Source organism: Cognatiluteimonas profundi, assembly GCF_009792795.1.
Taxonomy (GTDB): Bacteria; Pseudomonadota; Gammaproteobacteria; order Xanthomonadales; family Xanthomonadaceae; genus Cognatiluteimonas; species Cognatiluteimonas profundi.
In genome coordinates, this window is sequence record NZ_VKHQ01000002.1 from 91,763 (window position 1) to 115,599 (window position 23,837).

General features: G+C 66.7%; 26 protein-coding genes and 1 pseudogene. 18 read left to right on the forward strand and 9 right to left on the reverse strand.

The window, feature by feature from the left end; genetic code table 11:
- Positions 1-148: 148 nt before the first annotated feature.
- Positions 149-544, forward strand: coding sequence for an HU family DNA-binding protein (locus GST15_RS01200; protein WP_159015431.1), 396 nt, complete (start codon positions 149-151; stop codon positions 542-544).
- Positions 545-674: 130 nt separating this feature from the next.
- Here the strand turns inward: GST15_RS01200 and GST15_RS01205 are convergent, their stop codons facing one another.
- The gene (locus GST15_RS01205; RefSeq protein WP_159015432.1) at positions 675-1,139 is read right to left on the reverse strand and encodes a CHRD domain-containing protein; all 465 of its coding nucleotides are present in this window, start codon (positions 1,137-1,139) and stop codon (positions 675-677) included.
- Between the two features lie 143 nt (positions 1,140-1,282).
- Between GST15_RS01205 and GST15_RS01210 the strand changes: the two genes are divergently transcribed.
- The 3 genes from GST15_RS01210 (at position 1,283) to GST15_RS01220 (ending at position 2,658) form a co-directional block, all read left to right on the forward strand.
- Positions 1,283-1,723, forward strand: a complete 441-nt coding sequence (locus GST15_RS01210; protein WP_159015433.1) for a hypothetical protein — start codon at positions 1,283-1,285, stop codon at positions 1,721-1,723.
- A 70-nt stretch (positions 1,724-1,793) separates the two neighbouring features.
- Positions 1,794-1,961 carry a hypothetical protein gene (locus GST15_RS01215; RefSeq protein WP_159015434.1) on the forward strand — a complete coding sequence of 56 codons (168 nt, stop codon included), beginning with the start codon at positions 1,794-1,796 and terminating at the stop codon, positions 1,959-1,961.
- A 7-nt stretch (positions 1,962-1,968) separates the two neighbouring features.
- On the forward strand, positions 1,969-2,658 hold the full coding sequence (locus GST15_RS01220) for a hypothetical protein (protein ID WP_159015435.1): 690 nt from the start codon (positions 1,969-1,971) through the stop codon (positions 2,656-2,658).
- A 55-nt stretch (positions 2,659-2,713) separates the two neighbouring features.
- Here GST15_RS01220 and GST15_RS01225 read toward each other — a convergent pair whose 3' ends face one another.
- Both GST15_RS01225 and GST15_RS01230 read right to left on the reverse strand, forming a co-directional pair.
- Positions 2,714-4,936 (reverse strand): DUF5916 domain-containing protein, encoded by a 2,223-nt coding sequence (locus GST15_RS01225; protein WP_159015436.1) that lies wholly within the window; start codon positions 4,934-4,936, stop codon positions 2,714-2,716.
- Positions 4,937-5,050: 114 nt separating this feature from the next.
- Complete coding sequence (locus GST15_RS01230) at positions 5,051-5,515, reverse strand: SET domain-containing protein (protein WP_159015437.1); 465 nt, start codon at positions 5,513-5,515, stop codon at positions 5,051-5,053.
- Positions 5,516-5,638: 123 nt separating this feature from the next.
- Between GST15_RS01230 and GST15_RS01235 the strand changes: the two genes are divergently transcribed.
- From GST15_RS01235 to GST15_RS01270, 8 genes are all read left to right on the forward strand, one after another.
- Positions 5,639-6,190 (forward strand): cytochrome C, encoded by a 552-nt coding sequence (locus tag GST15_RS01235; protein WP_425482182.1) that lies wholly within the window; start codon positions 5,639-5,641, stop codon positions 6,188-6,190.
- Between the two features lie 74 nt (positions 6,191-6,264).
- Positions 6,265-6,714 (forward strand): SUF system Fe-S cluster assembly regulator, encoded by a 450-nt coding sequence (locus GST15_RS01240; RefSeq protein WP_159015438.1) that lies wholly within the window; start codon positions 6,265-6,267, stop codon positions 6,712-6,714.
- An 8-nt stretch (positions 6,715-6,722) separates the two neighbouring features.
- Positions 6,723-8,174 carry a Fe-S cluster assembly protein SufB gene (gene sufB, locus GST15_RS01245; protein ID WP_159015439.1) on the forward strand — a complete coding sequence of 484 codons (1,452 nt, stop codon included), beginning with the start codon at positions 6,723-6,725 and terminating at the stop codon, positions 8,172-8,174.
- Between the two features lie 134 nt (positions 8,175-8,308).
- Positions 8,309-9,076, forward strand: a complete 768-nt coding sequence (sufC, locus tag GST15_RS01250) for a Fe-S cluster assembly ATPase SufC (RefSeq protein WP_159015440.1) — start codon at positions 8,309-8,311, stop codon at positions 9,074-9,076.
- Positions 9,076-10,341, forward strand: coding sequence for a Fe-S cluster assembly protein SufD (gene sufD / locus GST15_RS01255; RefSeq protein ID WP_159015441.1), 1,266 nt, complete (start codon positions 9,076-9,078; stop codon positions 10,339-10,341). Before sufC ends, sufD begins: the two co-directional genes overlap by 1 nt.
- Complete coding sequence (locus GST15_RS01260) at positions 10,338-11,573, forward strand: cysteine desulfurase (RefSeq protein WP_159015442.1); 1,236 nt, start codon at positions 10,338-10,340, stop codon at positions 11,571-11,573. The genes sufD and GST15_RS01260 overlap by 4 nt, the downstream gene beginning before the upstream one ends.
- A gap of 76 nt (positions 11,574-11,649) precedes the next feature.
- Complete coding sequence (locus GST15_RS01265) at positions 11,650-12,174, forward strand: GNAT family N-acetyltransferase (protein ID WP_159015443.1); 525 nt, start codon at positions 11,650-11,652, stop codon at positions 12,172-12,174.
- Entirely contained in the window at positions 12,171-12,494 is a 324-nt protein-coding gene (locus GST15_RS01270; protein WP_159015444.1) for a non-heme iron oxygenase ferredoxin subunit, read from the forward strand. The genes GST15_RS01265 and GST15_RS01270 overlap by 4 nt, the downstream gene beginning before the upstream one ends.
- A gap of 10 nt (positions 12,495-12,504) precedes the next feature.
- Here the strand turns inward: GST15_RS01270 and GST15_RS01275 are convergent, their stop codons facing one another.
- The gene (locus GST15_RS01275) at positions 12,505-13,104 is read right to left on the reverse strand and encodes a HutD/Ves family protein (protein ID WP_159015445.1); all 600 of its coding nucleotides are present in this window, start codon (positions 13,102-13,104) and stop codon (positions 12,505-12,507) included.
- Between the two features lie 236 nt (positions 13,105-13,340).
- On the reverse strand, positions 13,341-13,688 hold the full coding sequence (locus GST15_RS01280) for a ComEA family DNA-binding protein (RefSeq protein ID WP_159015446.1): 348 nt from the start codon (positions 13,686-13,688) through the stop codon (positions 13,341-13,343).
- A 257-nt stretch (positions 13,689-13,945) separates the two neighbouring features.
- Here GST15_RS01280 and GST15_RS01285 point away from each other — a divergent pair, with 257 nt between their 5' ends.
- Both GST15_RS01285 and GST15_RS01290 read left to right on the forward strand, forming a co-directional pair.
- Positions 13,946-15,436, forward strand: coding sequence for a M20 family metallopeptidase (locus GST15_RS01285; protein WP_159015581.1), 1,491 nt, complete (start codon positions 13,946-13,948; stop codon positions 15,434-15,436).
- 74 nt (positions 15,437-15,510) lie between these two features.
- The gene (locus tag GST15_RS01290) at positions 15,511-15,789 is read left to right on the forward strand and encodes a GlsB/YeaQ/YmgE family stress response membrane protein (protein WP_159015447.1); all 279 of its coding nucleotides are present in this window, start codon (positions 15,511-15,513) and stop codon (positions 15,787-15,789) included.
- 61 nt (positions 15,790-15,850) lie between these two features.
- On the opposite strand, the gene GST15_RS01295 is transcribed toward GST15_RS01290, so the two are convergent.
- On the reverse strand, positions 15,851-17,257 hold the full coding sequence (locus GST15_RS01295; RefSeq protein WP_159015448.1) for a mannose-1-phosphate guanylyltransferase/mannose-6-phosphate isomerase: 1,407 nt from the start codon (positions 17,255-17,257) through the stop codon (positions 15,851-15,853).
- Positions 17,258-17,326: 69 nt separating this feature from the next.
- Here GST15_RS01295 and GST15_RS01300 point away from each other — a divergent pair, with 69 nt between their 5' ends.
- Positions 17,327-18,343, forward strand: coding sequence for an aminoglycoside phosphotransferase family protein (locus GST15_RS01300; RefSeq protein WP_159015449.1), 1,017 nt, complete (start codon positions 17,327-17,329; stop codon positions 18,341-18,343).
- Positions 18,340-19,044 (forward strand): N-acetylmuramate alpha-1-phosphate uridylyltransferase MurU, encoded by a 705-nt coding sequence (gene murU / locus GST15_RS01305; RefSeq protein WP_159015450.1) that lies wholly within the window; start codon positions 18,340-18,342, stop codon positions 19,042-19,044. Before GST15_RS01300 ends, murU begins: the two co-directional genes overlap by 4 nt.
- A 16-nt stretch (positions 19,045-19,060) precedes the next feature.
- Here murU and hda read toward each other — a convergent pair whose 3' ends face one another.
- The 3 genes and pseudogenes from hda to GST15_RS01320 form a co-directional block, all read right to left on the reverse strand.
- Positions 19,061-19,771, reverse strand: a complete 711-nt coding sequence (gene hda / locus GST15_RS01310) for a DnaA regulatory inactivator Hda (protein ID WP_159015451.1) — start codon at positions 19,769-19,771, stop codon at positions 19,061-19,063.
- Complete coding sequence (locus GST15_RS01315) at positions 19,768-20,916, reverse strand: AI-2E family transporter (RefSeq protein ID WP_159015582.1); 1,149 nt, start codon at positions 20,914-20,916, stop codon at positions 19,768-19,770. The genes hda and GST15_RS01315 overlap by 4 nt, the downstream gene beginning before the upstream one ends.
- Positions 20,917-20,976: 60 nt before the next feature.
- Positions 20,977-21,981, reverse strand: a pseudogene (locus GST15_RS01320) (DUF2066 domain-containing protein); the annotation flags it as partial.
- 180 nt (positions 21,982-22,161) lie between these two features.
- Here GST15_RS01320 and purM point away from each other — a divergent pair.
- Together purM and purN are read left to right on the forward strand one after the other, a co-directional pair.
- On the forward strand, positions 22,162-23,178 hold the full coding sequence (purM, locus tag GST15_RS01325) for a phosphoribosylformylglycinamidine cyclo-ligase (RefSeq protein ID WP_325064763.1): 1,017 nt from the start codon (positions 22,162-22,164) through the stop codon (positions 23,176-23,178).
- 5 nt (positions 23,179-23,183) lie between these two features.
- Complete coding sequence (purN, locus tag GST15_RS01330; RefSeq protein ID WP_159015453.1) at positions 23,184-23,837, forward strand: phosphoribosylglycinamide formyltransferase; 654 nt, start codon at positions 23,184-23,186, stop codon at positions 23,835-23,837.

Consider the following 23,837-nt stretch of genomic DNA (forward strand, 5'->3'; position numbering starts at 1 on the left):
CCTTTGCGCGGCAGTTGCGGCCGATCGGCAAAAAAACCCCTTGAAAACGCCTCCCGGGACTTGGCGCCGGCATTCGCATCGCCTACATTCCGTCTGCCGAGGGGGAATTCCTGGCGAACCCATCCATCATCGAGTACACGGGACACATATGGCGAAGAAGAAAGTCGCAACTAAAAAAGCCGCTCCGAAGGCCGCCGCCAAGCCGGCCGCTGCGAAGCCAGCTGCAACCAAGCCAATCAAGGAAGCGCTGGGCAAGTCCGGCCTGGTTGCGCACATCTCCGAAAACAGCGGCGTGGCGCCGCGCGATGTCCGCGCCGTGCTGAGCTCGCTGGAAGGCGCCGTGCACGGTTCGGTCAACAAGAAGGGCATCGGCTCGTTCACCCTGCCTGGCCTGCTCAAGATCACCGCCGTCAGCGTGCCGGCCAAGCCCAAGCGCAAGGGCATCAACCCGTTCACCAAGGAAGAGCAGTGGTTCGCCGCCAAGCCCGCTTCCGTCAAGGTGAAGGTGCGTCCGCTCAAGAAGCTGAAGGACGCCGCGGCCTGATTGCCGCAGGCGCCGCGCAGGCAGCGGCGTCGTCCCGATGCACGAGGGGCCGGTTTCGACCGGCCCTTTTTCTTTGGGAATTCCAGGTGCGCGAGGTGATTCGCCACCGCATCGATCGCGAGCGCATCGATCAGGGCGTGATCGCGCCGCCCTGCGTCTCCAGCCGCACGGGTTGCGGCACCAGCTGGCCGCGGATTTCGCCCTTCGGATAGTTGCTCGTGGTGACAAGCAGGTAGCTGTTGCCCGCACGCACGCTCCCGGCGGCAAGCGGGGTCAGCGTCAGTTCCGCATCGACGACCGATCCCGCGGCCTGCTCCATGCGCACGTCCAGTGGCGCCACCGCGGCGCCATTCTCCGCGCTGCTGCCCAGCTGCAGCGTTGCCCCGGTGACATTCGACGACAGGCCGCCGAAGACCATGGTGAGGCGCACCTTGCCGTCGTCGCTCAGCGTGGCGGTTGCTTCGCCGGTGCCAAGCGAATCGGTCGCCGATACCACGCTGGCGCCATCGAGCAGTGCGTGCAGCCGCAGGTCGGCCGCCTGCAGCGAGCCCGCGCTGGCGAGCAGCAGCGTCGCGATCATGCCGGCCATTTTCATGACGGATATCCATGGGACAGCTTCCAGACGCTACGCCGCCGACCTTGCGACACCACGTGAAGGTGCTTCCGCCCCGCCGGTTGCCGCGCTAGCATCGGCACGCTCGCCAACCATCCACACGTCCGCCAGGATTGGAGTCCGCCATGCGCAAGCGCTTCTGGGTGTGCGGCATCGTCGTCTCGATCGCTGCCATGGCCCTGGATTTCCTGGTGCATGGCCTGCTGCTGCAGCCCGACTACAACGCCCTTGTCGCCAGCGGGCTGATGCGTTCCCAGGTCGACGCGCAGGCATACCTGCCGTACATGCTGGCGGCGCACCTGCTGATCGGCTTTGGCCTGACCTGGCTGTACATGCATTTCAGCGGCCCGCATGTCCGCGGCGCAGCTGGGACGTCATTGTCCCCGGGGCTCCGGTTCGGCGCCGCCATCGCGGTGATGTCGACGATCCCGGGCTACCTGATCTATTACGCGGTGCAACCATTACCCGCGGCGCTCGTGCACAAGCAGCTGATCTTCAGCTCGATTGCGATGCTGCTGCTCGGGCTGCTGCTGGCATGGCTCGATCCGGGACGCAAGACGCTGTGACTGCGGTCGTCACGGCCGGTCATCGCCGACATGCCCAGCTGGCGCCCCCTGCGATGACGGGAGTGAGCTGATGGGATCGACACGGATGGAGTGGGCAGCGATCCTGCTGTTGGCTGACTATGCCCGCGACGAGCCGGTGTACCAGTTCGACGATTCGTTGCTGCAACGCCTGCAGTCGCGCCGCATCGGTGCGACCACCATCGACAACGGCCTCGTGGTCGTGCACCTGGACCAGTGACGCCATGATGCGTATGACGACAGCGCTCGCGTGTTGCGTGTTCCTGCTGCTGGCCGGTTGCGGCAGGCACGACACCACCGTCAATGCCGGAGCAGGGGACGAATCGGATGTCACGTTGCCAAAACCGGCGGCCGCAGGCGGCTCGGTAACCGGAATGCCCAGCAAGCCTGGTCCCGGACAGGTTGGTCCGCCTGCCGCGCAGTCATTGCCTGCAGGGGATGCTTCGTCCGCTGCACCGGCGGATGCCCTGGTCGCCGGAATGCCGGCCGATCCCATCGATGCCGCAGGCGCGCAATCGCCAGACGCCATCGTCATGCCCGCGGAGCCGACCGCCGCCGAGGCCATTGCGGTGGTTCGCGAGTACTACCGGTCAATCGATTCGCTGGACTTCGCCCATGCCTGGTCGCTGTGGTCCGACGGCGGACGTTCCAGCGGACAGACGCTCCAGCAGTTCGCCGATGGCTTCGCCAATACCGCACACGTGACGATCGATACCGGCGCGCCGGGCAACATCGAGGCTGCGGCGGGGTCGCGCTTCATCCAGGTTCCGGTGACCATCCAGGCCACGACGCGCGATGGCGGCACGCAGCGCTACAGCGGCACCTACACCCTGCGCCGCGCAGTGGTCGACGGCGCGACCGCGGAACAGCGCGCGTGGCGCATCGCGTCGGCCGCACTGCATCCCGTGCAGCCCTGAACCGCTGCGCCGACGAGCGACGTTTGCGCACGGACTGCAGCAAACGCAACCGGCATCACAACTCGAATCGGTAGCTCAACTTGACCAGCAGTTGTTCGCTGTCGCGCAGCGAGAAGCTGTCGCCGAGTTGCGCGGGGGCATCCTGCGAGAACGGATCGAGCAGGTATCCGCCGCGGCCGTAGACGACATAGAGGTCGGACAGCGGCGCCAGTTCGTAGCGGTAGCGCACCTGGAAACCGAGGTTGCGCACGCTGAAGTCGCCGATGGGATCCGCGGTCGCAACGGGCGTTCCATCCGGCTGCGTGCGCCACGCCTGTCGCGTCCGGGCGTCGAGGCCCAGGGCCTGCAGCTTCACCCTGAGCTCCTGCCGCGACCCGATGGTCCAGTTGGCGCCTGCATCGAACTGCAACGCGCGTTCGTCGAAGCTACCCAGCAGGTTGTCGTGCTGCCAGATCAACCACTGGGGCGTATGTTCCACGTACAGCGACGCGAAGACATTGAAGGCGTCGCTGACGAAGTATGTCGGCTTGAACATCGCGCTGAACGCAATGCCGCGATCGCCGAATCCGCTGTTGTTGGCGGCCACGTTGCCGAACAGCTCCCAGTCGCCCTTGCGTGGGCGGAAGCGTTCGTAATACGCATTGAAGTTCGATCCCATGCGCACGATGCCATTGCCGCGCAACAGGCGGTCGTCATGGCCAGGCGCATTGACGTTGAGCTGGGCGAATTCGTTCCCGCCATCACGGCGCGTGCTTTGCCGGCTCAGGCGCAGCTGCCGCTGCAGCGCCAGGCCATGGTCGTTGTTGGTGCCGCTGACGCGGTAACGCCACTCATGGGAGGAATACGCCGAGCTGTCCGGCAAATCGGTGATGCGCTGCGTCAGCTGGTAATGGGCGTAGTCGAGGTTGGCGCGCGACAGGTAGCCAAAATCGTTCAACTGCAGGCTGTCGCCGAAGTGCATCGCCAGCCACTGCTGGCGCCAGCCGTGGTCCATGTCGAGATCGGCAACAACGGTCGCGCCACTGCCGCGCGTCGTCTGCCCCTGCTCCACGATGTCGCTGCCAATCAGGCGCGTCTGCACGTTGATGCGCGCGGTGGGCCGCCAGCTGTGGTCGATTCCGAACACTGTGGCCGCGCGGCCCAGGTACGGACGATCGACATGCGTGACCATCAGGCCGACATTCTGCTCGTCGAAATCACGCACCAGCCGCATCGCGCTGAACGAACGACCGATGTCGTCGGCTTCCTGGGCCACGAACAAACCGTACTTGTAAGCGCCCAGGCTGCCATTGAGCTTGACGGCCGCGGTGATATCGCCAGGGCCGCTGCCGTCATCGGCGGGACCCCCGACGCGGCGCGTGTACAGCAACTGGCTGAAGTCCGAGGGCGTGGTGAACTCGAACAGCCCCTGGTTCTCGGTGAAGAACGGACGCTTGTCACTGTAGAAGGTTTCGTTGGCGCCGAAATTCACCACCAGGTCGTCGCTTTCGACCTGGCCGAAATCCGGGTTGATGGTCGCGGTCAGTTGCGTCTGTCCGTTGGGTTTCCAGACGATGTCCGCGCCGGCATCCTTGTGGTCGGTGCCGGCGACGTTGTCGAAGGACGCGACCGCAAACGGAGTGATCGCCAGCAGCGACTGGCTGTATTGCGACACGGTCACCTTGCTGAAATCCGACAGGAAGCGCGGCCGGGTGTAGCTCGCGGCGGGCCAGGCCAGGCGCTCGCCGGTCGACCCGACCACGCGATCCAGGTAGATCCCCATCGTGCGCTTGCCATCCACGCCCTTGCGCATCGGCGCGATGTACCAGGGGATCAGCATTTCAGCCGACCACGTGTCGCCGTCCTCGCTGACGGCGTGCTTCCAGTTACCGTCCCAGTCCTTGCTGAAATTGTGCTCGTTGGTGATGGTGGCATCGGTGATGCCGTCGGTGATGGTCAGCGTGAAGTTGTATCCGGTGCGGCCGTCGCCATCGAAGTCCACCATCAGGTTGACGCGGTCTACCTGGGCATCTTCGTCGCGCTGGGTGCGGCGGTAGGTTCGCGGCACCGAAGCAGGTTGCGTGTTGCGGAATCCGATTGCGAGGCCCTCTGGCGTCGCCAGGATCCACGCCTGGGTTGGATACGGCGAGGGCGCGCCGGTCAGCGGGTCGACCACGCGAAAATCGGTGACATGCTCGGCGCCCGCCCATTCTTCGGGCTGGATATGGCCATCGACATCGATTGCCCACGCGGGCATGGCCAGCGCGCAGAGGAATACAAGGCAAAACAGCGTCCGCATCGACTCGTCCCGGTGAACAGCACGCGTACGGTACGCATGTCGACGCCAGCAACCGACTGGCGAAAGTCATGGCAACCCGAAGGCCCGCGACTGCATCACGCGGGCCGGCGATCCTCAGCGCTTGGGCTTGAGCATCGTCCCGGTGCAGTTCTTCGCACCGCAGCGGCACGCCCAGATCTTCTTCAGGCGCGCGGTGTGCGGCTCCTCCAGGGTGATGCCGTAGTCGTACGTCAGCTCTTCACCCGGCTTGATCGCGCGCATCGCCTCGATGAAGACGCGTGATTTCCTGGGATCGTTCTCGTTTTCATCGAGAACCGCTTCGCAGTTCGGCTTGCAGCTGTGGTTGATCCAGCGGGCGCTGTTGCCGGAAAAATTGGCGTCGATGACGTATTCGTCGTTGAGCGTGAACAGGAACGTGTGTCCGCTGTCGGCATCGCCGCTATCGCCCGCATCGACATCCGCGTGGGTGCGACGCTTGCCCTTGTATTCGATGACGCGCTCGCCCTTGGCGATCGGCGCCAGCGCGAACACGCCATTGCCATGGATTTGGGATTTGCGGGCGGCGATCTTGCGGGGCATGCGCGGATTCCTGTTGTGCGAGGCCTATTGTCGCGCGTCGTCGCTCTCCCGGCCATGCCTTGGCCGGTTCGCCATCGACATTGCGTAAAAAGGCACGTCCTCCCATTGACAGCCGTGAACGCCATGCGCCCGAATCCCGCACCCACCCTGCTCTCCTTCGCAGTCCTGTTCGCCATCGCTGGCTGCATGGATGCCGTCGACAGACCCGACGCTGCCCGCGCAGCGCAAGCAATCGGCGCAGCGGCGCCGATGACCGACACCGAACTGCTCGCGCGCGGCGAATACATGGTGCGCATGGGAGGCTGCAACGATTGCCATACGCCCGGATGGAACGACAGCGCCGGGCAGTTGCCGACGCAACACTGGCTCACCGGCTCGCCGCTCGGCAACAAAGGCCCGTGGGGCACGACGTATCCGGCCAACCTGCGCCTCAAGGTGGCGGACATGGATGAGGCCACCTGGATGAGCTACACCGCGAACCTGCACACCAGGCCCTTGATGCCGGACTTCGCCGTCCGTGCGATGCATGAGGAGGATCGGCGCGCCATCTACCGGTTCATCCACTCGCTGGGCCCTGCCGGGCAGCCTGCGCCGGCTTTCCTGCCGCCCGGTCAGGATCCGTCGCCACCCTACCTGGAGCTGGTGCTCCCGCCGGCCCCGCCAGCCGGACACTGACCCATCTGGTTTGACCTGCTTGGCCCGGAGGCCTGGAAACCGTACAATTTCGGTACGCTTTCCGGGCCATCCGCATGTTGCGCGTCACCAAGCTCACTGACTACGCCACCGTCGTCCTGACCGTCCTGGCCGCCCAGCCGGGACGCGTGCTCAGCGCGTCCGAACTGGCCGAACAGGCGGGGCTGGAGGCACCCACGGTCGCCAAGCTGCTCAAACCGCTGGCGCAGGCCGGACTGGTCGCCGCGTTCAGGGGCACCCACGGCGGTTATCGCCTGGCCCGACCCGCCGAGGACATCTCGCTGATCGCAGTCGTCGAAGCCATGGAGGGTCCGCTCGGCATGACCGAATGCAGCCTGCATGGCGGCTCCTGCGGCATCGAACAGTCCTGTGGCGTGCGCGCCAACTGGCGACGCATCAACGACGTCGTCGCCGATGCGCTGCGCGGCGTCACCCTCGCCCAGATGCTCGCCCCACCGCCCGGCAACCCTCGCAAGAGCATCCCGGCATTGCTCACGATGGCCTGAGGACAGACATGACTTCCGAAACCTCCATCGAGAACGCCGGCATCATCGAGCAGCTGGGCCGACGTTATGACGCCGGCTTCGTCACCGAGATCGAGTCGGACTCCCTGCCCCCGGGCCTGGACGAGAGCACCATCCGCGCGCTGTCCGCCAAGAAGGACGAGCCCGAATGGATGACCGACTGGCGCCTGGCTGCCTACCGGCACTGGCTGACGATGCCGGTCCCGCACTGGGCGAAGCTGCGGATGGGACCCATCGATTTCCAGGCGCTGAGCTATTACAGCGCGCCCAAGGCGAAGTACGCGACGCTGGCGGATGTCCCGCAGGAACTGCTGGACACCTACGAAAAACTCGGCGTGCCGCTGCATGAGCGCGCCAAGCTGGCGGGCGTCGCCGTCGACGCGGTGTTCGACTCGGTGTCGGTCGGCACCACGTTCCGCAAGGAGCTTGCGGAAAAAGGCGTCATCTTCTGCTCGATGTCCGAAGCCGTCCGCGAGCATCCGGACCTGGTCCGCAGATACCTGGGCACCGTGGTGCCGACCGGCGACAATTATTTCGCCGCGTTGAATTCGGCCGTGTTCTCGGACGGCAGCTTCGTCTTCATCCCGCGCGGCGTGCGCTGCCCGATGGAACTGTCGACGTACTTCCGCATCAACGCCGGGCACACCGGGCAGTTCGAGCGCACGCTGATCATCTGCGAGGAGAAGGCCTACGTGTCCTACCTCGAGGGCTGCACGGCGCCCATGCGCGACGAGAACCAGCTGCATGCCGCCGTCGTCGAGCTGGTCGCGCTGGACGATGCCGAGATCAAGTATTCGACGGTGCAGAACTGGTATCCGGGCGACGAGGAAGGCCGCGGCGGCATCTACAACTTCGTCACCAAGCGCGCCGAGTGCCGCGGTGCGCGCAGCAAGGTGACCTGGACGCAGGTCGAGACCGGCTCGGCGATCACCTGGAAGTACCCCAGCTGCGTGCTGCTCGGCGACGACTCGAGCGGCGAGTTCCATTCGGTCGCGCTGACCCACCACTGCCAGCAGGCGGACACCGGCACCAAGATGATCCACATCGGCAAACGCACCAAGTCGAAGATCGTCAGCAAGGGCATCAGCGCCGGTCGTGGCCAGAACACCTATCGCGGCCTGGTCAAGGTGGAAAAGACCGCCGAGGGCGCGCGCAACCACACCCAGTGCGACTCGCTGCTGATCGGCAAGCGCTGTGGCGCGCATACGTTTCCGTACATCGAGGTCAAGCATCCGTCGGCGACGGTCGAGCATGAAGCGACCACGTCGAAGATCTCCGACGACCAGCTGTTCTATTGCCGGTCGCGCGGCATCGCCGAGGAAGACGCGGTCTCGCTGATCGTCGACGGCTTCTGCAAGCAGGTGTTCCGCGAGTTGCCGATGGAATTTGCCGTCGAAGCCAAGAAACTGCTCGAAGTCAGCCTTGAAGGCGCGATTGGCTGACGTATTGCTTGACCCCTTCTCCCGCGTTGCGGGAGAAGGTGCCGAAGGCGGATGAGGGCGCTCCGGCAGTGCAAAGCGTCCTCCCCCAAACCCTGTCCCGCAAGCGGGACAGGGGCTAACGAACTGGAACCAAGATGCTCAATATCGACAATCTGCACGTCCGCGTCGGCGGCCGTGAAATCCTCAAGGGCCTGTCGCTGCAGGTGGGCGCGGGCGAAGTGCACGCGATCATGGGGCCCAACGGCGCCGGCAAGTCGACGCTGGGCAACGTGCTGGCGGGCCGCGACGGCTACGAGGTCACCGCCGGGTCGGTCACCTACGCCGGCACGGACCTGCTGGCGCTGGCTCCCGAGCAGCGCGCCGCAGCCGGGGTGTTCCTCGCGTTCCAGTATCCGGTCGAAATTCCCGGGGTGAACAACACCTACTTCCTGCGCTCGGCGCTCAACGCGCAGCGCAAGGCACGCGGCGAGCCCGAACTGGATTCGATGCAGTTCCTGAAGCGCGTGCGCGAGAAACTGGCGGTGCTGCACCTGGATGACCGGCTGCTGCAACGCGCCGTCAACGAGGGCTTCAGCGGCGGTGAGAAGAAGCGCAACGAGATTTTCCAGCTCGCCGTGCTCGAACCCAAGCTCGCCATCCTGGACGAGACCGATTCGGGACTGGACATCGATGCGCTCAAGAACGTCGCCGATGGCGTCAACGCCCTGCGTGCGCCCGATCGCGCCTTCCTGCTGATCACGCACTACCAGCGCCTGCTCGACTACATCCGCCCGGATGTCGTGCATGTACTGGCGGACGGCCGCATCGTCGAAAGCGGCGGCCCCGACCTGGCACTGCAGCTCGAGCAACACGGCTATGCCTGGATCAAGGACCGCATCGCCCCCAGCGAAGCGGCGGCCTGATGAGCGCACTGCTCGACTCGCTCGCTGCCTCCTTCCGCGGTAACGCCACGCAGCGCAGCGTCCTGGACGCGGCGTTGCGCGACGGTCTTCCCGGCGCGCGCAACGAGGCATGGAAATACACCTCGCTGCGGTCGCTCGAACGGCGCAGCTTCGTCGCCACCGGACCTGAGGCCAGCGAATTCGATGCTGCGTTGCTTGCGGACATCCCCGCGCCGCGGCTGGTCTTCGTCAACGGGCGCTTCGACGCGCGCCACTCGGACTGTGCCGAGCTGCCGGCGGGCGTCGTGTTGCGCCCGCTGTCCGACGGCCCGACCGCCAACGACGATGCCATCGATACGGACTTGCGCGCCCCGCGGCGCGAGGCCGCCGTATTCGAGCGGCTGGCCACGGCACTGGCCGATGAAGGCGTCGTTCTGCAGGTGGCGGCAGGTATCCGCACGACGACACCGCTGCACCTGGTCTTCGTCGGCATCGCGGCAGCGGCGGACGTGGCCTCGCACGCCAGGCACCTGGTCGATGTGGGCGCAGGAGCGAGCGTCGCCGTCGTCGAGCACCAGTTGCACGGCGGCGACCACGCCAACCTGTCCAACGCTTTGATGCACGTGCGCCTGGCCGCTGGCGCCGAACTGCTGCACGCGCGCGTCCAGGACGAATGCGTCCGCGCCACGGTGATCGCGCAGACGATGGTCGTGCTCGCCGCCAGCGCGCGTTACCAGCGCATCGACATGGAGCTGGGAGCAGGCTTGTCGCGCCACGACATCGGCATCAGCCTCGATGGCGACGACGCACGGGCATCGGCCAACGGGATCCTGCTGGGAACCGGCAGGCGCCATCTCGACACGCGGCTCGGTGTCGAACATCGCGGCCGCGACACGTCCTGCGACCTCGTCTGGCGTGGCCTGGGCGCGGGCCGCAGCCGCACCGTGTTCCGCGGCGGCATCGTCATCCATGCCGGTGCGGATGGCGCCGATGCGCGCCTGGCCAACAAGAACATCCTGCTCGGCGAAGGTGCCGAGATCGATACGCAGCCCGCGCTGGAAATCCACGCCGACGAAGTCAAGGCGGCGCACGGCGCAACCGTCGGTCGACTCGATCCGACCGCCCTGTTCTACCTGCGCTCGCGCGGTTTGCCGGAGCCCGATGCACGACGCCTGCTCACCGGCGCGTTCTGTCGCGAGATCACCGAGGGCGTGTCCGACCCGACGGTCAGGGACGTGCTGACACGATCGCTCGAGCGCGCGCTGGCGACACTGGAGATCGGATGAACGCCGCAAGCCCGCAAACCATCGACTGGACGCGGGTCCGTGGCGACTTTCCGCTGCTGGCACGCCAGGTCCACGGCAAGCCGCTGGTCTACCTGGACTCGGCCAACACCGGGCAGAAACCGGCAAGCGTGATCCAGTGCGTCGACGATTTCTATCGTTGCCACAACGCCAATGTCAGTCGCGCTGTGCATGCGCTCGGCAACGAAGCCACCGAGGCCTACGAGGGCGCGCGCACGCGGCTGGCACGCCACCTCAACGTGCGCGCCGACGACCTGGTACTCACCAGCGGCACCACCTTCGCGATCAACCTCGTCGCTTATTCCTGGGCGCTGCCGCGCCTGCGTCCGGGTGACGTCATCCTGCTGACGCGCATGGAGCACCACGCCAACATCGTCCCCTGGCAGCTGGTGGCCGAGCGCACCGGCGCGTCCATCCGCGTCGCCGAGGTGACGGCGGAAGGCGTACTCGACCTGGATGGCTTGCGCGCGGCAATGACCTCCCAGGTCAAGCTGCTTGGCCTGACCCATGTGTCCAATGTCCTGGGCACGGTGAATCCGGTCCGCGACATCTGTCGCGAGGCGCGCAGGCGCGGGATCGTGACCGTGGTCGATGGCTCGCAGGCGGTGCCGCACATGCCGGTGGACATTGCCGCGATCGGCTGCGATTTCTATGCCTTCACCGGACACAAGATGTGCGGACCCACCGGCACCGGCGGATTGTGGGGGCGTCGGGAACACCTCGACGCCATGCCGCCATTCCTTGGCGGCGGCGAAATGATCCGGCAGGTGCGTTTCGAAGGCAGCACCTTCAACGACCCGCCGCACCGATTCGAGGCCGGAACGCCCAACATCGCCGGCCATGTCGGCCTGGGCGCGGCAGTGGACTACCTCGACGCACTGGGGATGGACCATATCGCCGCGCGCGAAGCGGACCTGCTGTCGCACCTGACCGAATCAATGCGCGCGGAGGCAGGCGTGCGCATCATCGGCACGGCACCGGACAAGGCGGCCGTGACCAGCTTCCTGGTCGATGGCGCGCATGCGCACGACCTTGCAACGCTGCTCGACCTGGAAGGCGTTGCCGTTCGTTCGGGCCACCATTGCGCGCATCCGCTGATGGATTTCTATGGCGTGCCGGCCACGTGCCGGGCGTCAATCGCCTTCTACAACACCCATGGGGAGATCGATGCCTTCATGGTCGCCCTGCGCAAGGTGCGGCGACTGCTCGGCTAGAATCCTTGTCGATGGCAGGGGCGGACATGACGAACGATATCGCGATCGTGTTGCGGGACAGGGACGGAATGACGACATGGCGGAGTTGACTTTCCGCGCCGCAACGCCGGCCGACGTGCCAGCCGTGGTCGCGCTGGTGGAATCGGCGTATCGCGGCGATTCCAGTCGTCGCGGCTGGACGACGGAGGCGGACCTGGTCGATGGCTCGCGCACCAGCGAAGAAGACGTGCTTGCCACCATCCTTCGACCCCGAAGCCGGATCGTGCTGGCCGAGCACGATGGCGCGCTGCTGGCCTGTGCGCACGTGGCCGACGACGGGGACGCCGGCTATTTCGGACTGTTTTCCGTGCGCCCCGACCTGCAGGGAGCAGGAATCGGCAAGGCCGTGATGTCCGAAGCCGAGCGCGTCGCGCACGAGGAATGGGGGCTGCCAATCATGCGCATGACCGTGATCGACGTGCGGCAGGAGCTCATCGCGTTTTACCAGCGCCACGGATATCGCCGGACCGGTGAGGTCAAGCCCTTCCCCTACGGCAACGCGCGGGTTGGACAGCCTCGCCGCGACGACCTGCAGTTCGCGATACTGGAGAAGCGCTGGTGAGCGACTGGATACGTGTTTGCGCCACCGCCGAGATGTTGCCGGGCGAGTCGCGGGTGGTCTGGGACGGCGAAACGCCAATCGTCGTCTTCAATTACGACGGCGATTTCTATGCGCTGGAGGATCGCTGCAGCCACGAGGATTTCGAACTGTCCGCTGGTCCATTCGATGCCGAGGAGGCCACCATCGAATGCGTGCTGCACGGATCGCGCTTCGACGTTCGCGACGGTCGCGCGCTCAATCCGCCGGCCTACGCGCCAGTGGTGAAATTTCCCACGCGCGTCGAACAGGATGTGGTGTGGACGCGGGATGACCGCGACTGACGCCTGCCGGCTAGTGGCCCTTGGGCTGCAGCTGGATCACAAGCACCTCACCGCCACCATCCAGCACGAAACGCTGGCGCGCATCGCCCCCCACCAGCAGCGCGGTATCGCCGGTGCCGATGTCGCCCAATGCGGAGGCGTCGGCGAAACGCCCCTGTCCGCCCATCAGGTACAGCGCCCAGACATGGCCCGGGTCGACGAAGATCACCATCGGGCCCACCAGAGGCCGATGCCATAGCCGGGCATCCATCCGGTCGCGACGCCACATCAGGTTGAAATCCTGGGTGGGGCCGTCGACAAGCCTGCCGGTGACGCCGCGCTCACCGGCAAACCGTGCACGGTCATGCGGCGGTTGCAGGATCTGCTCGACGCCGTCATCGAATTGCAGCGACAGCCCATTGCCGGCCAGCAGCACGAGTTCGCGGTCGACGTCCTCGAATCGGGAAAATGGCGCGTCGTCGTCGATCTCGGCGATCGACAAGCGCCAGTCCCAGTCTCCCTGGCCTGGCGATCGCGTGATTTCGCGGGTCCAGCCAAGGCCGTTCTTCCAGCGTTCGCGCTGGTAGGTGTTGGCCCGGATCACCCGGGTCGCTCCGCAGGCATCAGTCATGCGGACATTCTAGGGGCCGACCCGCGCGCATCGCGTAGGCGTGGCTGTCGAAGGCCGAGGCGCCCGCAGTGCGGCGCTCGCATGTGGGCATGGCTGAAGAAGAAGGTGCCGCTTCGCCCGCGCATCATGCGCGGGCGAGCGGCCAACGTCCTTGTCATTGGTGTCCCGCCAGTCTTGTCGGGCATCCGCCCCTGGCCGCTGGCCGCACATCCGTGCGCGGCCAGCGTGGTACACGATCAGCGCCGGGTGACGGGCGCCATTGGCTGTCGCGCTGGCGCGGCGTTGCCGCCCAGCAGGATGCGGTCACGGTTCTTCTCGACCGTCTTCAGTCCGATGCCCTTGACCAGGGCCAGTTGCTCGGCGCTCTTGAAGCTGCCGTGCTCCTTGCGGTAGGCCACGATCGCTTCGGCCTTGGACGGTCCCACGTTGAGCAGGACGCGATCGATGGTCACGGCATCGGCGGTATTCAGGTTGACCTTGTCCATGCCGTGCAAGCCGGCCCTGTCGGCTGCGTGGGCGTTGCACAGTGCTCCGGTCGCCAGCAGCAGCGACAGGACGATGGATTGGGTGAAATGGGTTTTCATGGCTGTTCCTTGAGGTGATTGGGAGTCCGTTCCTGCCGGCTGGACGCTGTCTGCCGGTGGAGACAGTGTCCCGATTGCCTGCCGCCCACCCTATCGCCGGACCCGCCGTGGCGAAGCCGGCGAATGCCCCACGGGACTGTCGGAAAAGTCCTACACGCCGCGGCGGTAGAATTCAGCCTTCGACTCTGGATCAATCCCCCATGGACCCCAGCCCCACCCAGGCCGCCCCATCGCACTCGCCACCCAGCCCATCCAGGATGGATGCGGCAGCGCTGCAGCGGTACATCGACGGCAGGTGGGACGACGACATCGTTCCCCAACTGATCGACTACATCCGCATCCCGAACAAGTCGCCGATGTTCGATTCGGACTGGGTGGCCCACGGACACATGGACAGGGCCGTCGAGCTGATGCGGTCCTGGGCGCAGGCGCAGGCGATTGCCGGCCTCGAACTTGAAGTCGTGCAGCTGGCTGGGCGGACGCCGCTGATCTTCATCGAGATTCCCTCGACCGACGGCCAGGCGGGCGAGGATTGCGTCCTGCTGTACGGGCATCTGGACAAGCAACCGGAAATGACCGGCTGGGACGAGGGCCTGGGACCCTGGGAACCCGTGCTCGACGGCGACCGGCTGTACGGACGCGGCGGCGCGGACGACGGCTACGCGATCTTCGGCTCGCTGACCGCGATCCAGGCCCTGCAGCAACAAGGCATTCCACACGCCCGATGCGTCGTGCTGATCGAGGCCTGCGAAGAATCCGGAAGCTATGACCTGCCCGCGTATGTCGATCACCTCGCGGCGCGGATCGGCAAGCCGTCGCTGGTGGTCTGCCTGGATTCTGGTTGCGGCAATTACGAACAACTGTGGTGCACCACGTCATTGCGCGGCCTGGCCGGTGGCAACCTGACGGTGCGGGTGCTGGAGGAAGGCGTGCATTCGGGCGACGCTTCCGGGGTCGTTCCGTCGAGTTTCCGGCTGGCGCGCCAACTGCTCTCGCGGATCGAGGACGAGGCCACCGGCCGCATCATCATCGACGCGCTCCATGCCGAGGTGCCGGCCGATCGCCTGCTGCAGGCAGGCACAGTCGCCCACGTACTGGGGAGCGAGGTCTATGACAAGTTCCCGCTCACGCCGGGCGTCAAGCCCATGGCGGAGGACCTCACCGAACTGGTCCTCAATCGCACATGGCGGCCGTCGCTGTCGGTGACGGGCGTCGACGGCATCCCGCCGTTGGCATCCGCCGGCAACGTGCTGCGGCCCTACACCACCCTCAAGCTCTCCCTGCGCCTGCCCCCCACGGTGGATGGAAAGCCCGCAGGGGAATTGCTGAAGGATGTACTCGAGCGCGATCCGCCCAATGGCGCCCATGTCTCGCTTGAACTGGAAAAAGCCAGCAGCGGCTGGAATGCGCCGGTGATGATGCCCTGGCTGGAACGGGCAATCGGGACCGCCAGCCACGAGTTCTTCGGCCGGCCGGCCATGTACATGGGGGAAGGCGGCACCATTCCGTTCATGGGCATGCTCGGCGAGAAGTTCCCGGGCGCGCAGTTCATGATTACGGGCGTGCTCGGTCCGCATTCCAACGCCCATGGCCCGAACGAATTCCTGCACATCCCGATGGGCAAGCGGGTGACGGCATCGGTGGCACGGGTCCTGGCCGAGCACCACGCTGCCAGCCTGCGCGGGGAAACGACTGGCGTGGCGGCTGTGGCCGGCGCCAGCCAGCACGGGGACCACGGTTGTTGCTGAATCGCGGGTGCGCGCACTGACGTCAAGGCCCTGTCCCATCGGATAAGCTCGGCCATCGACAACGGGAGCGCACCATGCACTGGGATCTTTTCGGCAGCAGGAACTGGATCTACATCATCCTGATCGGCTTCGTCGTCGGCTTGCTGGCGCGCGCGCTCAAGCCCGGGCGCGACAGCATGGGCATCATCTTCACGACCCTGCTCGGCATCGCCGGTGCGCTGCTGGCCGGATGGGCCGGGCAGACGATGGGCTGGTATCGGCCGGGGCAACCGGCGGGATTCCTGGGCGCACTGCTGGGCGCCATCGTGATCCTGATCATGGTCAGCCTGTTCCGTCGCCCGCGCAGGTTCTGACGGGTACGCAATCGACAGGCAGACACAAAAGCCCCGCCGTCGCGGGGCTTTTTTTGGGGCGTCAGGCTCGCCCGTAGACGTCGTCGTAACGGACGATGTCGTCCTCGCCCAGGTAGTCGCCGGACTGCACCTCGATCAACTCCAGCATCTGCGGGCCGGGGTTTTCCAGGCGGTGGCGGGCGCCGAGCGGAATGTAGGTCGACTGGTCCGCCTGCAGGTCGAACACCTCGTCGTTGCGCGTGACCCGCGCGGTTCCGCTGACGACGATCCAGTGCTCCGCTCGCCGGGTATGCGACTGCAGCGACAGGCGCGCGCCGGGCTTGACCTTGATCCGCTTGACCTGGAAACGCGCGCCGACGTCCACGGAGTCATAACTGCCCCACGGGCGGTGCACTTCGCGATGCAGCGCGGCCTGGCTGCGACCGCCGTCCTTGAGCTGCGTCACCACATCCTTGACCTGCTGCACGCGATCCTTGCGCGCGACCAGGACGGCGTCGTCGGTTTCGACCACGACCAGGTCGTCCACGCCGACCAGCGCCACGAGCCGGCGCGCGTGCACGTAACTGTTGCGGCTGTCGACGGCGATGACATCGCCGAATGCCGCGTTGCCATCGGCATCGCGGATCGCGACATCCCACAACGCCGACCATGAGCCCAGGTCGCTCCAGCCGATGTCGACCGGCAGCACCATGGCCGCATCGGTCCGCTCCATCACAGCGTAGTCGATGGAATCGGCCGGACAGGCGGCGAACGCCTCACGGTCCAGGCGGATGAAATCGCCATCGACGATCGCCTGGTCGAAAGCCTTGCGGGTTGCCGCTGCGACGTCGGGGCGGAAGCGCTCGAGTTGCTCGAGATAACGCGACGCGCGGAACAGGAACATGCCGCTGTTCCAGTAATAGCCGCCTGCTTCGAGATACGTTTTGGCGGTCGCCTCGTCAGGCTTTTCGACGAAGCGGGCGACCTGCCGGATGCGATCGTCGCCCGCTGCGGCCTGGATGTAGCCAAAACCGGTTTCCGGCGCCGTGGGCAGGATGCCGAAGGTGACCAGGGCCCCCTGGCGCGCCGCTGGAATCGCCGCCGCGACGGCTTCGCGGAACGCATCGGCGTCGCGGATCACGTGGTCCGACGGCAACACCAGCAGCAACGGGTCGTTTCCCTCGGCCATGGCCTGCATGGCGGCGGCGGCAATCGCCGGCGCGGTATTGCGGCCGATGGGCTCCAGCACGATCGCCGGGGTGGGTGCACCGATCTGCCGCAATTGCTCGGCGACGAGGAAGCGATGCTCCTCGTTGGCCACGACGATCGGCGCGGCGGTCGCGATGGGGGCCACGCGTTGCCAGGTGGCCTGCAGCATCGTGTCGTCGCCACCCAGCGGCAGGAACTGCTTGGGGTACAGCTCACGCGACAATGGCCACAATCGTGTCCCCGAACCACCCGACAACAGTACCGGCTGCACGATTTCCATGATTGCCTCGCAAGATTCCAGCACGCAGTTTAACCTGCCCGACAGACTGCCCTCGCACCGGTACATTCGATGAGCCCACCTGACGACGATGCGGTCGCGCGCGATCGCGAACGCCTGGCCTGGATGCGCAACGCGCTGGGCGACGGCGATGTCGGCCTCGAGCGCGCGTCGGTCGACGCCGGGTTTCGCAGTTACTGGCGCACGACCGGATGCACGCCGTCGCGCATCGTCATGGATTCCCCGCCCGGACTCGAGGATGTGCGGCCGTGGCTGCGGATGCACGCGCGGCTTGCGGCCGGCGGCGTCCGCGTACCCAGGATCCTGTCGCAGGATGCCGACAGCGGATTCCTGTTGCTGGAGGATCTTGGCGCTCGGACCCTGCTGCAGGTCATCGATGCCGACAACGCCGATGCATGGTTCGATGCCGCCATCTCGCAACTGTTGAAGATCCAGGCCATCGCGCCGGTCGACCTGCCGGCATATGACGAAGCGCTGCTGTCGCGCGAATTGCACCTGTTCGACGAATGGTTCCTCAAGCAGCACCTGGGCCTCGTGCTCGAACCACATGAGCTGCAGGTCCTCGAAGACGCGTACCGCCTGCTGATCGATGCCGCGCTGGCGCAGCCGCGGGTGCTGGTGCATCGCGACTTCATGCCGCGCAACCTGATGCCGGTCGCCGACGGCCTTGCCGTGCTCGATTTCCAGGATGCCGTCGCCGGTCCGATCGCGTATGACGTGATCAGCCTGTTCAAGGATGCCTTCGCCAGCTGGCCCGAGGCACGCGTGGAGGAGTGGATCGCGCGCTACCACCAGCGTGCGGCGGAAGCCGGACTCCCGGTGCCGTCGCTCGCGCAATTTCGTCGCGACGCCGACTGGATCGGCATGCAGCGCCACCTCAAGGTCATCGGCATCTTCGCCCGCCTGCGACACCGCGACGGCAAGCCGAAATACCTCGCCGACGTGCCGCGGTTCTTCGCCTACCTCGACGCGGTCCTTCCACGCTATCCGGAGCTGGCGCCGCTCCGGGAGTTCATCGAGCGCCGCGTCACACCATTGCTGGCCCGCAACGCCGGCCTCGACGCATGAAGGCGATCGTCCTCGCGGCGGGCCTGGGCGAACGCATGCGTCCCCTGACCGACAGCACGCCCAAGCCACTGCTGCAGGTCGGCGGCAAGCCGCTGATCGCCTGGCACCTGGAGAAGCTCGCAGCGGCCGGTGTGCGCGACGTCGTCATCAACACCTCGTGGCTGGCCGAACAGTTCCCGCGCGTGCTGGGCGACGGAAGCCGATGGGGCCTGCGGCTGCATTACGCATACGAGGGTGCGGTGCCGCTGGAAACCGGCGGCGCACTGTGGAATGCGATGACGCTGCTGCGCGACGATGTCTTCATCGCCGTCAATGGCGACATCTGGACCGACTACGACTTCGCGCGACTACCCACCGACATCGACGGACAGGCGCACCTGGTGCTGGTCGACAACCCGCCCCAGCATCCGGATGGCGACTTTGCGTTGCATGGCGATCGCGTGGCGTCCGACGGCAGCCCGCGCCTGACATTCTCCGGGATCGGCGTCTACAGACCGGCCCTGCTGGATGACTGGCGCTCGATCATCGGATCCGCGCCTGGATCGGATGCAACGCCGCCACGATTCAAACTGGCACCATTGCTGCGTGACGCGATGCGGCGGGATTGCGTGTCGGGTGAACAGTACCGTGGCCGCTGGACCGATGTCGGTACGCCCGCGCGACTGGCGCGGCTCGATCTCGAACTGACCGACGGCCGATAGCGAAGGCGTACCGCGCCTACCTGTCCGGACCCAGCACCTGCCGCAGGAAGGGCACGGTGATACGGCGCTGCGCGGCCAGCGAGGCCCGATCGAGCGTGTCGAGCAGGCCCGCCAGTCCGGCGATGTTGCGGCCCACGCGATGCAGCAGCCAGTCGAGCGCGGCGTCATCCAGCAACAGTCCGCGCCGTTGCGCGCGATCGCGCAACACCGCGCGCCGACCCGCATCGTCCAGCGCCGACAAGCCGATCCGTGCGCACTGCGACAGGCGCGAACGCAGGTCGGGAAGGCACAGCGACAAGGCGTCGGGAGTGGTCTGCGCGGTATAGAGCACGGCCACGCCCGCCGCTCGTGCACGGTTGTGGAATTCGAACAATGCATGCTCGTCGTCGCGGTCGCCCGCGATGGTGTCCAGCCCATCCAGCGCAACCAGTTCGTTGCCTTCGATCGCGTCCAGCGCGGCGCGCAGGCGACCGCGCGCCGCCTGCAATGGCAGGTAGGCGGCGTGTCGCCCGCCAGCCTCGGCCGCGGCGCAGGTCGCCAGCGCCAGATGGGTCTTGCCGGTCCCGTCAGGCCCCTGCAGGTACACCCAGTCGCCGCCCGCCATCGCAAGCGCCTGCAGTTGCGCCAAGGCACCAACCGGTGCGTCGACGAACGTGTCCAGGCGCTGGTCGGGCGGATAGCGCAATGTCAGTGGAAGCTGTGGGCTGGTATCGCCAGTCGTGCTCATGCCAGCTCGTCGACATCCGCCGACAGTGGAGCGCCTGCCTCGTCGAGGATGACCGCGTGGCTTTCACCGGCATAGAGCCGGCTGTGGGTGTAGCGCTCGTGGGCGTAGCGCAACAGCACGTTTGCGATTGCCGCCACCGGGAGCGCCACCAGCATTCCGAGAAAACCGAACAGCTGGCCGCCCGCAAGCACGGCGAAGATCACGGCCGCCGGATGCAGGCCGATGCGGTCGCCAACCAGCGTGGGAGTGAGCCACGCGCTCTCGATCACCTGCCCGATCGCAAACACCGCCGCCACCCCGGCCAGGTGTTGCCAGTCGCCAAACTGCACCAGCGCCGCGATGCCGCCCAGGATGATCACCGTCGCCGGGCCGAGATACGGGATGAAAGTCAGCACGCCGGCGATCAACCCGATCAGGATTCCGAGGTCGAGGCCGACGAACCAGAGCCCGGATGCATACAGCGCACCGAGGATCAGCATCACCAGCAGTTGCCCGCGCAGGAAGCCGCCAAGGACTTCACTGGATTCGGCGGCCAGCCGCGACACGGTCGCCGAATGGTCGCGCGGCACGAGGGCGGCAACCCGCTCGACGATGTGGTCCCAGTCACGCAGGAAGAAAAACGTCAGCACCGGCAACAGCACGATGTTCGCAAGCCATGCCAGCAAGGCGAAGCCCGATCGCGACAGGTAACCCAGCGCGGTGCTCGCGAACCCGCCCGCCTGCTCCCAATGCGTCCGGATCAATTCGACCACACGCTGCGGATCCAGCCAGTCCACCAGTTGCATGCCGGTCTTGTCGCGCAGCCACGGCAGGACCGTGCCGACCAGCCAGTCGCGGTAATGCGGCAGCGAGGCGACCAGCACGACGATCTGGCGCTCCAGCAGCGGCACCAGCAGCAGCAGCGCCACCAGCATCAGCAGCGCCATGCAGGCGAAGACGATGACGACGGCGAAATTCCGCGACAGGCCGCGGCGCTCGATGCGGTCGACCAGTGGATCGCCGAGCCAGCCCAGCAGCGCGGCAAACACGAACGGCGTCAGCACCGGCGCCAGCAACCATGTCAGCCACCCGACGACGAGCGCACCCAGGCCCCACTGCAGGCGCCGCAGGAATGCCGTGATCGCAGCGTCGGCGCTCTGGTCCAAATCCACGGCCTAGTGCAGGCGGAAGACGGGTGGATCGCCTTCCTCGTCGATCAGCACGGTGTCGTCCACCAGCCGGCGGAAGCCGCTCATGCCGGTGGCAAGGTCCAGGTCGACCTCCAGGCCGGCCGGGGTGGCCCGCACCGGGATGACCCTGCGCACCACCGGCACGCCCTGCAGGTAACCGGACAGGCGCATGAAGTCCTCGCTGCTGTCGATTCCGGTGAAGGTCACCCGGTAGATGCCGGGCGGGCCCGCACTGCCGGCCTTGGCATAGCGACGCACCAGCGCATCGGCCGCTCCATCGGCGCCGCCGGCCATCGCGCGCCGCGCATCGTGTTCCTGCGAAGTCCAGTGGGACAACACGCGTCCGCTGTCGACGAACGTCCAGTCGGCGGTCCAGCCCTGCGCGCTGCGATACAGCTTGCCGATCAACTGCATCGGGGGGCTGTAGCGCGACGACAGCCGCGCCACGGCGGCCGTGTCGCCACGCCAGATCGCGCCCACGGCCGCCTGTTCGGCGGCCGTGCCCGATGGCAGGCCCAGCTTGAAGCCGCGCTCGACCGCGCGATCCAGCACCGAACGCGCCGCGACGGATTGCCCCAGCCCGACCAGCCGCGGGCCATGGCCATCATCGATGGCCAGCCACAGCACCGGCTTCGGACGCGGCTGCGGCCACACCGGCAATCCCAGCGCCGCGATCAGGTTGTCGACCTTGTCCTGGTCGAAGCGGACCACCAGCGTCGTGTCGTAGGTCGGCGCGCCGGTCGTGGGCGAGATCCCTTCGTCCTGCCGGTAATCGTAGCCATCGACATATTGGCGGGCGTTGCGCAATTCCTGGCCGACGCCGGGACGTGCGCTGACGTTGCGGTCGCCGGACAGCCTGCCGAGCACCTGCTGGAGGGCGCGCGCGAATCCGACGTTGCGTTCGCTCTCGCTCTGGCTGCGGACAGTCGCCTCGGCCTGGTACATGCCCTGCGCGGACGCACGATCGCCCTCCACCCGCTGGGCGAATGCCACGCCAAACCCACCGTCGAGAAGCATCCCGCCGGTCAGCACGGCCAGCATTACCGCCGTCACACAGGTCATCCGGATTGCCAGGCGCATCGTCCATCCTTGCCACGAACCAGCGGAAATGGTGCCGCACCCACGCCAGCGCGTCCATGACGACGACCCGGCGCTGCTAAAATGACCGGTCCAGCGCCCTTTGCGCACGTTGCCGGGACACGCGTGAATACCCCTACCCCCCTGACCTACCGTGATTCGGGCGTCGACATCGATGCCGGCAACGCCCTTGTCGAGCGCATCAAGCCACTGGTCAAGCGCAGCTTCCGCCCGGAGGTCATGGGCGGACTCGGCGGTTTCGGCGCCCTGTTCGACCTGTCGGGCAAGTACCGCGAGCCGGTGCTGGTGTCCGGCACCGACGGCGTCGGCACCAAGCTCAAGCTGGCCCAGCAGCTCGGCCGCCACGACACCATCGGCATCGACCTGGTCGGCATGTGCGTCAACGACGTACTGGTGCAGGGCGCGGAGCCGCTGTTCTTCCTCGATTACTTCGCGACCGGGAAACTCGACATCGAGACGACCGTCGCCGTCGTCGGTGGCATCGCGCGCGGCTGCGAAATGGCTGGTTGCGCGCTCATCGGCGGCGAAACCGCCGAGATGCCCGACATGTATCCGCCAGGCGAATACGACCTCGCCGGCTTCACCGTCGGCGCCGTCGAAAAGTCGCAACTGGTCGACGGCAGCAAGGTGCGCGCTGGCGACGTGCTGGTCGGCATCGCATCCAGCGGGCCGCATTCCAATGGCTATTCGCTCATCCGCCGCATCTTCGACCGCGCCGGGCGACCGGGCGACCTGGACATCGGCGGCGTCGCGCTGATCGATGCGCTGATGGCGCCGACCGCGCTCTACGTCAAGCCGATCCTCGAATTGCTGGGCAGGCATGACCTGCACGCGATGGCGCACATCACCGGCGGCGGCCTGACCGAGAACATCATCCGCGTCATCCCCGACGGCCTTGCACTGGAAATCGAGGCAAGCGCGATCGTGTTGCCGCCCGTGTTCGACTGGCTGCAGCGCGAAGGCGCGGTGTCGATGCCGGAAATGTGGCGCACCTTCAATTGCGGCGTCGGCTTCGTGCTGGTCGTGTCGCCCGGCGACGTCGCTGCCGTCGCATCCGACCTGGACCGACTGGGCCTGTCCCACCGCCAGGTTGGCGGCGTCGTGGCGGCCAGCGGCGGCGAACGCGTCCGCATCGGCTGATCGCCATGCTCCGGATCGCGGTGCTGGCGTCGGGCCGCGGCAGCAACCTGCAGGCGATGATCGACGCCATCGCCGTGGGCACGCTGGACGCGCGCATCACCGGCGTGTTCTCCGACAACGCCGCCGCGCCCGCGTTGCGGCGCGCGGTTGACGCCGGCCTCCCGGCGCGCGCGCTGGATCCGAAATCATTCGCCAAGCGATCCGCGTTCGACGCGGCATTGTTCGGGCAGGTCGAGGCGTCGCAACCCGACGTCATCGTCTGCGCCGGTTACATGCGCCTCATCTCCGCGCCTGCCGTGCGGGAACGCCGCGGCCGGCTGCTCAACATCCATCCCTCGCTGCTGCCCGCATTCAAGGGCCTGCACACGCATGCGCAGGCGCTGGCGGCGGGCGTCCATGAACATGGCGCGAGCGTCCACTTCATCACGCCCGACCTCGACGGCGGCCCGGTGATCGCGCAGGCGCGTGTTCCGGTGCTTGCGGGCGACCAAGCGGATTCCCTGTCCAGGCGGGTGCTGGCGCGCGAGCACCTGTTGCTGCTGGCGACCCTCCGGCTGTTCGCTGCCGGCCGCGTGGCCCTGCTGGGCGAAGCCATCCACGTCGATGGCAGGCCGCTGGCGACCCCTCTTCAGCTGGCAGCCAACAACGACTTCCCATGA